The sequence below is a fragment of the Subtercola frigoramans genome, from assembly GCF_016907385.1.
Lineage (GTDB): Bacteria > Actinomycetota > Actinomycetes > Actinomycetales > Microbacteriaceae > Subtercola > Subtercola frigoramans.
In genome coordinates, this window is sequence record NZ_JAFBBU010000001.1 from 3,266,960 (window position 1) to 3,278,914 (window position 11,955).

General features: G+C 58.3%; 11 protein-coding genes. 4 read left to right on the forward strand and 7 right to left on the reverse strand.

Going from position 1 to position 11,955, the window contains the following annotated elements:
- Positions 1–111: 111 nt before the first annotated feature.
- The 3 genes from istA (at position 112) to JOE66_RS15225 (ending at position 3,036) form a co-directional block, all read left to right on the forward strand.
- On the forward strand, positions 112–1,785 hold the full coding sequence (istA, locus tag JOE66_RS15215; RefSeq protein ID WP_205110861.1) for an IS21 family transposase: 1,674 nt from the start codon (positions 112–114) through the stop codon (positions 1,783–1,785).
- A complete protein-coding gene (gene istB, locus JOE66_RS15220; RefSeq protein WP_205110864.1) occupies positions 1,782–2,591 on the forward strand; it encodes an IS21-like element helper ATPase IstB in 810 nt (269 codons plus the stop codon). Before istA ends, istB begins: the two co-directional genes overlap by 4 nt.
- Positions 2,592–2,706: 115 nt before the next feature.
- Positions 2,707–3,036, forward strand: coding sequence for a pyrophosphohydrolase domain-containing protein (locus tag JOE66_RS15225; protein WP_205110866.1), 330 nt, complete (start codon positions 2,707–2,709; stop codon positions 3,034–3,036).
- Positions 3,037–3,061: 25 nt separating this feature from the next.
- Here the strand turns inward: JOE66_RS15225 and JOE66_RS15230 are convergent, their stop codons facing one another.
- The 6 genes from JOE66_RS15230 to rfbA form a co-directional block, all read right to left on the reverse strand.
- On the reverse strand, positions 3,062–3,508 hold the full coding sequence (locus JOE66_RS15230) for a GNAT family N-acetyltransferase (RefSeq protein WP_205112084.1): 447 nt from the start codon (positions 3,506–3,508) through the stop codon (positions 3,062–3,064).
- Between the two features lie 106 nt (positions 3,509–3,614).
- Positions 3,615–4,223: a class I SAM-dependent methyltransferase gene (locus JOE66_RS15235; protein ID WP_307827234.1), complete on the reverse strand. Its 609-nt coding sequence runs from the start codon at positions 4,221–4,223 to the stop codon at positions 3,615–3,617.
- 295 nt (positions 4,224–4,518) lie between these two features.
- Complete coding sequence (locus tag JOE66_RS15240) at positions 4,519–5,991, reverse strand: sugar transferase (protein ID WP_307827235.1); 1,473 nt, start codon at positions 5,989–5,991, stop codon at positions 4,519–4,521.
- A gap of 202 nt (positions 5,992–6,193) precedes the next feature.
- Entirely contained in the window at positions 6,194–7,588 is a 1,395-nt protein-coding gene (locus tag JOE66_RS15245) for a sugar nucleotide-binding protein (protein ID WP_205110871.1), read from the reverse strand.
- A gap of 2 nt (positions 7,589–7,590) precedes the next feature.
- Positions 7,591–8,589, reverse strand: a complete 999-nt coding sequence (gene rfbB / locus JOE66_RS15250; protein WP_205110873.1) for a dTDP-glucose 4,6-dehydratase — start codon at positions 8,587–8,589, stop codon at positions 7,591–7,593.
- 4 nt (positions 8,590–8,593) lie between these two features.
- On the reverse strand, positions 8,594–9,463 hold the full coding sequence (gene rfbA, locus JOE66_RS15255; RefSeq protein WP_205110875.1) for a glucose-1-phosphate thymidylyltransferase RfbA: 870 nt from the start codon (positions 9,461–9,463) through the stop codon (positions 8,594–8,596).
- A 575-nt stretch (positions 9,464–10,038) separates the two neighbouring features.
- Here rfbA and JOE66_RS15260 point away from each other — a divergent pair.
- Positions 10,039–10,452, forward strand: a complete 414-nt coding sequence (locus JOE66_RS15260; protein WP_205110878.1) for a hypothetical protein — start codon at positions 10,039–10,041, stop codon at positions 10,450–10,452.
- Here JOE66_RS15260 and JOE66_RS15265 read toward each other — a convergent pair whose 3' ends face one another.
- Positions 10,453–11,940, reverse strand: coding sequence for a malate:quinone oxidoreductase (locus JOE66_RS15265; RefSeq protein ID WP_205110880.1), 1,488 nt, complete (start codon positions 11,938–11,940; stop codon positions 10,453–10,455).
- Between the last annotated feature and the right edge of the window lie 15 nt (positions 11,941–11,955).

Below are 11,955 nucleotides of genomic sequence, written 5' to 3' on the forward strand. Positions count from 1 at the left end.
TTCGATTCGTGCCCACCTTTCGACTCGCCGGGTGATTGTGACGGCTTGATCGAGGTCCACCTTGACGCTTGAGCATCGTGTTTTCCGGATGCAAGGGTGTGGAGGTCAGTGATGGGGTTACGGGTGGAGTTGTTCGCACGGATCCGGCGGGATGCCCGGGTGGAGGGGCTCTCGATTCGGGAGCTCGCGCGCCGGCATGGTGTCGCTCGGGCGACGGTTCGGATGGCGTTGTCGCAGGCTCAGCCGCCGCCGCGGAAAACACCGGTTCGGGTCTCGCCTCGGTTGGAGCCGTTCAAACCGGCGATCGACGCGATGCTGATCGAGGACCTGACTGCGCCGCGTAAGCAACGCCACACGGCCCGTCGCATTCTGGCCAGGCTCGCGGAGGAGCACGCCGCGACGGATTTGTCGTATTCAACGGTTCGCGATTACGTTCACGACCGTCGGCCTGTCATCGATGCGGAGGCCGGCCGCGCCCGGGAGGGTTTCGTGCCCCAGGAGCACGCACCCGGCGCGGAAGCGGAAGTCGACTTCGGCGAGGTATGGGTCATGCTCGCCGGTGTGAAAACGAAGTGTCACATGTTCGCGTTCCGGCTCTCACACTCCGGCAAAGCGGTCCATCGGGTGTACTCGACACAGGGCCAGGAAGCGTTTCTCGAGGGCCATATCGCTGCCTTCGAATGCATCGGAGGGATCCCCACTCGGCACATCCGCTACGACAACTTGACTGCCGCGGTGACCACAGTGATCTACGGAACCGGCCGTCGGCGGACAGAAAACGAACGATGGGTGTTGTTCCGCTCGCATTACGGGTTCGACGCGTTTTACTGTCAGCCAGGTATCGACGGCGCGCACGAGAAAGGCGGCATCGAGGGCGAAGTTGGCCGGTTCCGCCGCAACCATCTCTCACCAATGCCGGTCATTGATTCGCTGGCCGAATTGAACGAGAGGATCCAGCGTTGGGATGAGGCCGACGACCGGCGCCGAATCGCTGACCGGATCCGAACCGTTCGTCAAGACTTCGACAACGAACGAGGCCTGCTGGCGCCGCTGCCGTTTGAACGTTTCGATCCCGGTCTGACCCTGCACCCCAGGGTTGACCGGTCGAGCCTGATCACTGTGCGGATGGCGAAGTACTCCGTGCCGGCCCGGATGATCGGCCGGCCGGTGCGGGTCTCGCTTCGAGCGTCAGAGCTGGTCGTGTTCGACGGGCGCACCGAAATCGCCCGACACCCGCGGATCGTGACCAACGGCGGCCAAAGCGTCGACCTTGACCACTACCTCGAGGTCTTGCAATACAAACCAGGTGCGCTGCCCGGCTCGACAGTGCTCGCTCGGGCGCGGGCCGCAGGAACATTCACCGCCGCACACGAAGCATTCTGGGCTGCAGCACGAAAAACGGATGGTGACGCTGTCGGGACCAGACAGCTCATTGACGTTCTCCTGCTGCATCGCTCGATGAGCGCCGACGACGTGACTGCCGGCATCCGGGCTGCGCTTCAGGTCGGCGCGGTGACGGCGGATGTTGTCGCCGTCGAGGCGCGCCGTCACGCATCGACTGCTGGGCCTGCGTCTGGCCGTCACCGCGTTGAACATGAGCGTGAGCCCGAGCGAAACGTTGTCAGTCTTACCCAGCGGCGTCTCGCGGACCCTGCCGCCGTCATTGCTGGTCTCCCACCTGACACACGACCGCTTCCCTCTGTGGCCAGGTATGACGAGCTCCTGAAGCTGCCCAAACGTAACGCACCAGCTGTGCAGATACTGGAAGAAGGAACTGGCTCATGAGCCCGACAGCCACAACGATCACCACAACCCTCAGACGCCGACGCGGGATGACCGAGCAAGCCGCGACCGCGGCGATCGATCAAGCCTGCCGGCGGCTACGGTTACCCACGATCCGCGCCGTCATCGAAGAAGCAACGAAAGCGGCCGAGCAGGAACAGCTCAGCTACCACGGGTTCCTTGCCGAACTCCTGCTGGCCGAATGCGACGATCGCGACCGCCGCTCTTCCGTGCGGCGGGTCAAAGCTGCCGGGTTCCCGCGCGATAAATGGTTAGGGGACTTCGACTACGACGCGAACCCGAACATCAACCCCGCCACAATCAACACCCTCGCGACCGGCGACTGGGTACGCAAAGGCCAACCACTCTGCCTGATCGGCGACTCCGGCACCGGGAAATCCCACCTGCTTATCGGGCTCGGTACTGCCGCAGCAGAGAAAGGCTACCGGGTGAAGTACACGCTGGCGACCAGGCTCGTTAACGAACTTGTCGAGGCCGCTGACGAGAAAACCCTCGCTCGCACCATCGCCCGCTACGGCCGTGTCGACTTGCTCCTCATCGACGAGCTCGGCTACATGGAACTCGACCGCCGCGGTGCCGAACTGCTCTTCCAAGTCCTCACCGAACGCGAAGAGAAAAACAGCGTCGGCATCGCATCGAACGAATCCTTCTCCGGCTGGGGCAAAACCTTCACCGACCCACGGCTCTGCGCAGCAATCGTCGACCGGCTTACGTTCGGCGGCAACATCATCGAAACCGGCACCGACTCCTACCGCCTGGCACACACGCAACACCATGCCGCGAGCTGAAAGGTCGGGGTAGCCTAGTGGCCGTGGCACCCAGGGTCGAGTCGAGAATTCGAAGCTCTAAATATTCGCTCAGCGAACGTGACTGGGCGGCGGAGATTGTCGTTATCGTCAGACCATGAATCTCGAAGAAACTGGCGCGGCCGTTGAATCGGTATCTCAGATCTACGCCGCCAAATTTGGTATCGACCGCACCGACGTCTGGTTCCTGCTCAAGCTGCAAGAAGAACTCGGGGAGTTGACGCAAGCGTTCGTGAACCTTAAGGGCATGAGCAAGGATCGAGGACAGACGGACGCCGACAAGCGCACCGCGTTCGCTCACGAATGCGCCGACGTAGTCGCACACGTGCTTTTGCTAGCCCGCAACGAGGGTGTCAACTTAGAAGCCGCGATCGAGGATAAGTGGCTTCGGTGGGCGGACTCTTCGGCCGTTACATCGGCCCCCTAGGCCGTCCGCAACGATCGGTTTGTCGTCAGGCGGTCAAATCGCGTTCGTAGAAGATGAGCGAATCACGGCGTGCCACCTCTATCAGGCCGCTTTTCAGAAGCCCGCGCTGCGAAGCACCATTGTCCTGATCGGTGTCTGCGGCCGCAACGGCCGCACCGTGAATTCTCGCGTTATTGAGGGCAAGAATGACAGCCTCGGTCGCCAGACCTTCGCCGCGAGCACTCGGCACCAGTCCGTATCCGAATTCAACGCGCCCAGTCGTGGCGGGCGGCCCAAAAAAGCCGAAACCGCCGACAGCATGATGATCGGAAATGCGTCGGATCACGTACATGGTGAAGAAAGGATCTGGGTCGGTCATGGCACCCAGTGATCGGAGTGGGTCGAGTTCGTCGGCAAATGGATACTCGGGGTGCCAGTTGTCGCCTGGACGCTCGTCTCGTATAACGATCCGACGAGCAAGTGACGGCGAAATCGGCTCGAGTGATTACGTGCGCGGTCTGAAGACTCATCAATTGATCGTCGCGTACCAAGCGGGTTCCCTCTGAGCACGCCGCCAAGGGATGCTCTTGACGCATCCCTCAGCGAGCCTCCTGGCGTCGAGCGCTGACTGCCGCTTGCGGCCGCTGGCCTGCTGTCCTCCGCACATGCGATTCGAGAAAGTCGAAGCCTGCACGGCCCAGCTCCGAGCTGATCGAGTCCACGGGCCATCGGTACGCCGGTGTGACCGCGTGCGCGAACTTCTCGACCACAGGGCCCTCGAAGAACCCGACAAGCAGTGCGCCGCCGGGCTTGATCACGCGACCGAACTCCCGCAAGGGAACCTGGATCTCGTCGGGCTCGTAGTGAATGAGCGAATACCACGACAGCACCCCACCGACCGAACCGGTGCGAGCCTCCATGGCATCGAGACCTTCGACTGCGAAATCCACGGCGGGATAAGCGTTCGCGGCATGGGCAATGAACTCAGGCACTTGATCGATTCCCCGAGCTGTCACGCCCTGCTGGGCCAGAAAGTTCGTCCAATGACCCGGGCCACACCCCGCATCGATGATGTCGCCATGAACATCGCTTGCCCACGTAGACACGATCTGCACATCCGACGGATGAACGGAACTCATCGAGCCCAACAGATCGACGTACTCGGCCGCTCTGCCGGAGTAGGCGGCGCGACTCGTTTCGTTGGGCACGCGCTCAAGTCTAAGCAGTCTGAATCAAGTAGCCCGTAAGACGGTCGACCAGCGCGCTTGGAGCTGCCATGGGATGACCGCGGTCCCAGATATCGAGTCTGGGCGGGCCTTGATCAAGCCGTCACGGTGGTCCTACTTCAAGTTGACACAGCCAGTCATTGAACGGCCGCCCACCCTTCGCTGTCGGGCTGGGCATTAACGGCGCGATCAACGCCCACTGGGGATCCGACAAAGACTTAGTTCGCGACACACCAGATCATCTCAAACCCAACACGACGAGGTTAAGAGACACGCCCTAGTACGCGCCGTCGCTCCCGAGTACGGCGCGAGCCGTCTTCAGCAGAATAACGAAATCGCCCACCATCGACCAGTTTTCGACGTAGTAGAGATCGAGGCGAACTGAGTCTTCCCATGACAAATCTGAGCGTCCGCTGACCTGCCAAAGACCAGTTATGCCTGGCTTCATCAAGAACCGGCGATGCACATGGCTCTCGTATTGATCGACTTCACGCTGCAATGGCGGGCGCGGCCCGATCAACGACATGTCCCCACGAAACACGTTGATTAACTGTGGGAGTTCGTCCAGGCTGTACCGCCTAAGTACCTTGCCTATCGGTGTGATTCTTGGGTCGTCCTTCATCTTGAACAACATCGCGTTTCCTGCGTCTTGCTCATCCCCGACCAATTCCTTCAACAGATCCTCGGCGTTGGGAACCATCGAACGAAACTTCAGCATGAAGAAGCGTGATCCATCGAGACCGATTCGTTCCTGTTTGAACAGAACTGGCCCGGGAGTACTGAGCCGCACGACCATTGCGATACCGATCAATACCGGGCTCAATACGAGCAGTAAAAGACCAGACGACACTACGTCGAAAATCCTCTTCTGGTACCGCTTAAAACCCTCGTAGCGTGGTGTCTCGACGTGAATCAGCGGCAATCCGGCCACCGGTCGGGTGTGGATGCGCGGGCCACCAATGTCGGTAAGGCTGGGTGCCACAACCAGGTGCTGTCGACCAGGCTCAAGCGACCAACTCAACTCGCGAATTTTGTCGGCCGACAATTCGTCAGAGCTGGTGATAACGATCGTGTCTGCCCCAGTGGCCAGTATCGCCGGGCCGATGAGTTCGACGTTGCCGGCAATCGGAATGTTTGTGCCTGGGAGGTAGTCCGCCACCATACCGCTGGCCGTGCACGCGCCAACCACGTGATAGCCCGCTTCGGGAAATCGGCCAAGTTCGCGGGCGATGTGTAGCACCGAATCCATAGACCCGACTAGAAGCACCTGCGCACTGTAAGCGCCATTCTGGCGCTTTGCCTTCAGCCACCGTCGCCACAGGACCCTGCTCAATACTAGAGCGACGACCCCCAGCGGCAAGGAGATCAAGAAGAAGCCCCGACTGAAATCGATACGGAATAAAAAGGCGACAATCGCCAGAAGGCCGAAGAGACGCCAGCTCACGTCGAATATCACGCGATATTCGGTATTCCCGGTACCAACAATGCGGTCTCCACGCGATCCGTAAACGCTCAGAGTCAGCATCCAGAGGGCAACCACCGAGATTGAGATGACCGTATATAGCCCAGTGAAATTGCTGAATGGGTCACTCACATCGGCCCCAGTAGAAAATGCACTCTGGAATCCGAAACCGAACCAAACTAATTGGGTAAGAGCAACAGTCAGCGAAATAACGATGAAGTCAGTCAGAACAAGTCGTCGGGCGTAGGAGCGTCTCCAGTCGTAATCTTCCAGATTCTTAGTAGCCACCCTGGTCTGCTGTCTTTCGTCTGTTATCAATGCCCACCCCTATGCACATTCGCCGACTTGAAACACGAAAAGTACGATCAAACCCTACAGTTCGCATCGGTTCCCAGATCAGGAGTGCGAGAGATTTTACGTACCCGACATCTATTGAACACGTAAACCAAACACCCATTTGATGTACAAGACTACCCGCCCCTCGGATTTCTTATTGATTCGCAATTAGGTAGTCGAGGAGCGCATCATCTGCATTTCTCGGCGTGAAGCCGGTTGCTTTGATCTTGTCCAGCGTCAATGTGCTATTCAAGGGCCGAGGCGCGGAGTCCTTGCCTTCGAAATATGTCTGTGTAGAAACACCGGTTACGTTCATCGGATCGTGACCAAGAATCTCGTACACCCGCGACGCTAATTGGGCCCACGATCGCGACTCCCCGTCGTTTGTGAGGTTGTAGGTGCCGAAAGACGGCTTAACATTGAGAAGGTGAACGATGCCCAAGGCGATGTCATCGGTAAACGTCAAACGACCAATCTGGTCGTTCACTACACTCGGAGCGATCCCGCGCGCGGCCAGCGAAGCCATCGTACGGACGAAATTTGTTCCCTCGCCGATCACCCAACTAGTTCGAACAATGTAGTGGCGAGGAACGGTTGCAACGATCGCGTCAGCCGCAGCCTTTGTCTGGCCATAAACACCCAACGGGCTGAACGCCTCGTCTTCGGAGTGTGCATCGAGTGCCCCGTCGAACACGTAGTCGCTGGAAACGTGCACGAGCGTGATGCCATTTCGGCTGGCCACGGCAGCAAGGAGAGAGGTCCCGATAACGTTCGACCCCCAAGCATCGCGGCGCCCGCTTTCAGTCTCCGCGGCGTCGACCTTCGTATAAGCCGAAGCATTGACGATTACTTCGTAATCACGCCAGTGACGGCCTGAATAACTCTTGGGGTTAGAAACATCGAATTCAGCCCGACTTACGAATTCAGCGTTCGGCATCACATGCCGGAGTGCTTTTCCAAGCTGGCCCCCGGAACCGATGACCAGAGTCTTACGGCCCTGCATCGGCGTTACGCGTGAAAGCCTGGGATGAGCACGATCCTTCTCGCTCAACTCCGCTTCGGAAAGCGGAATTGGCCAATTTATTCCAACAGTCTCATCTGCGAGGTTGAGAAAGGTGTATGAAGCATTGGCGCTCCAGTGGTCATTCACCAGGTATGAATATGCAGTTTCGTTCTCGAGAGTCTGATAAGAATTCCCGACTCCGTAGGGAACGAAGACTGCTCGTGAGGGGCCAAGTTCGGCGGTGAAAACAGCGCCAAAGGTCGGCCCGTCGCGTAAGTCGACCCAGGCGCCAAATATCTTCCCCGACGCAACCGACACGAATTTGTCCCACGGTTCGGCGTGAATTCCTCTCGTCGTACCCGCAACACCGTTAAACGAGATGTTGTTTTGCACCGGGCCGAAGTCCGGCAGACCCACGGCCACCATTTTCTCTCTTTGCCAGTTTTCCTTGAACCAGCCACGGTTGTCCCCATGGACCGGCAGATCTAGCAAGACGAGCCCCGGGATCGGTGTCAATGTTGAGGTCAATCCCGGAGTGCTCGCCATGACTACTGCCCCTGTTGCTTGTAACGCGCCTCAGCCTCAGCCTTTTGGGGAATCCACCACGAATCATGAGCTCGATACCATTCAATGGTCTCGGCTAACCCACTCTCGAAGTCCGAGAACTTTGGCACCCATCCAAGCTCCGTCCGAAGCTTCGACGAGTCAATCGCATAACGCATGTCGTGCCCTGGGCGGTCGATAACGTGGTCGTAGGCGTCTGGTTCTTGGCCCAAAAGCTTGAGAATAAGTTCGACCACATCCTTATTGTTCTTCTCGCCGTCGGCACCGATGAGGTACGTTTCGCCAATTACCCCAATGTCGAGAATGGCAAGCACCGCCGAAGAGTGATCGTTAGCATGAATCCAGTCACGCACATTCTCTCCCGCTCCATAGAGCTTCGGTCGGTTTCCGGTCAACACGTTGGTTATCTGACGGGGAATGAATTTCTCTACGTGCTGGTATGGTCCGTAGTTGTTTGAACAATTGCTGATCGTCGCTTTCACCCCGAATGACCGCACCCACGCACGCACCAGCAAGTCCGAACCCGCCTTGGTGGATGAGTATGGGCTAGAGGGATTGTACGGAGTGTCTTCGGTGAACCGAGCAGGGTCGTCGAGCTCGAGATCTCCGTATACTTCGTCCGTGGAAATGTGGTGAAACCGAGTTCCGTGCCGCCTCGCTGCCTCCAGTAGCGTGTATGTCCCGATGATGTTGGTCTCGAGGAACGGTCTCGGGTCATGGAGCGAATTGTCATTGTGCGATTCTGCCGCGTAGTGCACGACTGAATCATGTCGCTCAAACAGTTCGTGGACAAGTTCAGCATCTCGAATGTCTCCGTGCACAAACTGAAAACGATCTTCGGGCAATCCCAGTAGCGATGCGCGATTCCCCGCGTATGTGAGCGAATCCAGGACAGTAACAGAATGATCCGTATTTTCGAGGACGTAATGCACGAAATTCGAACCGATAAATCCGGCTCCGCCAGTGACAAGAATTGCGCCCATTTACCTATTTACCCCGCTCGATAGCTTCAATCAAGTAGGCGCCGTAGCCCGATTTCACCAGCTTACTAGCTCGTTCGCGAAGCTCGTCGTCCGTGAGAAATCCTTGACGCCAAGCGACTTCCTCGGGCGAACCGATCTTTAGTCCTTGGCGCCGTTCGATTGTGCGTACATACTCACTTGCATCAGTCATCGAATCGAATGTGCCCGTGTCCAGCCAAGCGGTTCCCCGTGGAAGCACTTCAACCTTCAACCTGCCCTGCTCCAAGTAGGCGGAGTTGACATCGGTGATCTCATATTCGCCTCGCGGGGAAGGGCTAAGACCTGCGGCGATCTCGACCACATCGTTGTCGTAGAAGTAAAGTCCGGGCACGGCATAATTGCTCTTCGGCTTAGCAGGCTTCTCCTCGAGTGACAACGCAATACCGTTTTCGTCGAAATCGACAACTCCGTAGGCCGAGGGCTCGGCAACCCAGTATGCGAATATTGCGCCACCTTCGATATTGCTGAATCGCGATAGCTTGGACCCAAGACCCGGCCCGTAAAAGATGTTGTCACCCAGGACGAGAGCCACACTTTCATCGCCGATAAAGGAAGCGCCAATTACGAACGCCTGTGCCAATCCATTCGGCTCCGGCTGTACAGCGAAGGTAAGTGAGATGCCGAATTGAGAACCATCCCCGAGCAAACGCTTGAATTGATCGGCGTCATGGGGAGTGGTGATGATCAAGATCTCCCTGATGCCGGCGTTGATGAGTGTCGAGAGCGGATAATAGATCATCGGTTTGTCGTAGATCGGCACCAACTGTTTCGAAATGCCGAGCGTGATTGGATGAAGCCTCGTACCAGACCCGCCTGCAAGAATAATTCCCCTCATGTCACCATGATGGGGGATCGATCGCTTTAGGAACAAATCGACACTGGCGGATAGAACCCGAGCAACGCATTTTCGTCGTATTCTTGAGAGTCAGTCCCTACTTATCGCCCCACCCGTCAATGACGCCGGTCCGCAACGAGCACCGGAGGAATGGCTGTGAATTCTTACTCTGACCGAGCATCGGTAATTCCTCGATGAGGGAGAATCGGCGGTTTCGGTTGTTGGCGATTGCCGCGACAGTGTTTCTCGCTGCCGATATCGTTCTTGTCATCTTCGCGCTGCGCCCTCCGGCGGTTGAGACCACTTCAGGTGCCGTGCCGATGCCGTCGCCAACTGTATCGACTTCTGCCCCAACGGCCCCCCTTGTAGCTTCTAGGGCGCCGAACATCCCACTCGTCAGCGAGGGCTCAGATCTGCGCTACCTCGGGTTCACGAGCCAGGGCATCGGGTTCCGAGCCACCCGCGGGGCGTGCGATGGCCCACCACCAACAGTTGAGCGCACCACTGACGGCGGTGCAACGTGGTCCTCAGTCACGCCGACCGACGTAACACTCCGGCAAATCGACGCCCTCACGGTGGTAACCGATTCCCAGGTGAATCTGCTGGCGCGGGTTGAGCCGAGCTGCACCCCGACCGCCGTTAGTACGTTCACCCAAGGCGAGTTCTGGCAGGCCTATCCAGACCGCACGTCAAATCTGTCTGCGGCCACGCTGCCGTCGAGCATCCAGATTCCTGGCATCTACGCCATCGCCCAGAAAGACTCAGGTGTCGACATCGCCGTGTTCGGAGACACAGGATGCTCAGGGGTGAAGTTCAAATATCTGCCCACCGCTTTGTCCGCTGCGGGTGCTGCCGATCTCGGCTGCCTTGCAGACGTCACGAGTCCGACTGCGCTCGCACTGGCGGTGTCAGGAAACGAACTCTGGCTCTGGGCCAACAATGACCTATACACGTCCGCGGACAACGCCGCCACGTGGAAGAAGGTCTAGCTAAACCTCGACCACGAGATCGAGCACCTTCGCAGTCTCAGCGAGCGTCTTCTTCGCCTTCGACGGTGACTCATTCAATTTTGTGCCGAGAGAAGGAATCATCTTCTTCAGCGCAGGCACCCAACCTGCATACTGCGACGAGAAGCATCGTTCGATCAGCTCGAGCATGATCGGCACCGCTGTCGATGCGCCCGGCGAGGCGCCCAACAGTCCAGCAATCGACCCGTCTGCAGAAGTGACGACCTCGGTGCCGAACTGTAGTACGCCACCCTTTTTCGCATCCTTCTTCATGACCTGCACGCGTTGGCCGGCGGCGATCAGGTACCAATCCTCCGCACGCGCAGTGGGCATGAACTCCTGAAGTGCCTTCAGCTTCTTGGCACGACTGGCGAATACCTCGCTGATCAAGTACTTGAGCAGATCGAAATTGTCTCGGGCTACGGCCAGCATGGGGCCGATGTTGCCCGGCTTGATCGACAGAGGGAGATCCAACCATGAGCCCGACTTGAGAAACTTCGGGCTGAAGCCTGCGTACGGCCCGAAGAGAAGCGAAGCTTCCCCGTCGACGACACGCTTGTCGAGGTGAGGTACAGACATGGGCGGCGCACCCACGGCCGCCTTGCCATAGACCTTCGCCTGGTGCTCACGCACAACTGCAGGATTGTCGGTACGGAGGAATTCACCGCTGATCGGGAACCCACCAAACCCCTTGATCTCGGGAATGCCCGACTTCTGGAGAAGGTGCAGAGCACCGCCGCCGGCACCAACGAATACGAATCGGGCGTTCACCTTTGCCGGGGTACCCCCCACGAGATGACGGAACCCGACATTCCACGTGCCGTCACTCTGCTTCTTCAGGCTGTTCACGCTGCGCCCGGTGTGCAGCTCTGCGCCGTTGTCACGGAGATAGTCGAAAAGTTGATGCGTCAGTGCCCCGAAATCGACGTCGGTCCCGGCCGGCACGCGAGTAGCAGCCACGGGTTCACCTTTGCGACGATCGCGCATCAACAACGGAGCCCACCCATAGATCACTCGGGGGTCGTCGGAATACTCGATTCCTTCGAACAACGGTTCATTTTTCAGAACGTCGTACCGCTTCTTCAGGTACTCGACATTCGACTCCCCCGAAACGAAAGTCATGTGCGGAGTCTGGTTGATGAAAGTCTCGGGTGCGCCGAGCAGTCCTTTTTCAATCAGGTACGACCACAGCTGCCGGCTCACCTGGAACTGCTCATTGATGGCTACGGCCTTGGAGCTTTCGACGCTGCCGTCAGCAGCCTGTGGCATGTAGTTCAGTTCACACAGTGCAGCGTGCCCGGTACCGGCGTTGTTCCACGGGTTGGAGCTCTCGAGCGCGACTGCGTCGAGCTTCTCAAAGATCTGGATGCTCCAGTCGGGCTGAAGTAGCTTGATCAATGCGCCAAGGGTGGCACTCATGATGCCACCACCGATCAAAACGACGTCGACGGGTTTAGATGCTGTGCTCACCCGTCAATTCTACGG

Excerpts from the sequence above, each read along its gene's own strand:
- JOE66_RS15225 (WP_205110866.1), top strand. The coding sequence starts at position 2,707 with ATGAATCTCGAAGAAACTGGCGCGGCCGTTGAATCGGTATCTCAGATC.
- istA (WP_205110861.1), top strand. The coding sequence starts at position 112 with ATGGGGTTACGGGTGGAGTTGTTCGCACGGATCCGGCGGGATGCCCGG.
- rfbB (WP_205110873.1), bottom strand. The coding sequence starts at position 8,589 with ATGGGCGCAATTCTTGTCACTGGCGGAGCCGGATTTATCGGTTCGAAT.
- istB (WP_205110864.1), top strand. The coding sequence starts at position 1,782 with ATGAGCCCGACAGCCACAACGATCACCACAACCCTCAGACGCCGACGC.
- JOE66_RS15245 (WP_205110871.1), bottom strand. The coding sequence starts at position 7,588 with ATGGCGAGCACTCCGGGATTGACCTCAACATTGACACCGATCCCGGGG.
- rfbA (WP_205110875.1), bottom strand. The coding sequence starts at position 9,463 with ATGAGGGGAATTATTCTTGCAGGCGGGTCTGGTACGAGGCTTCATCCA.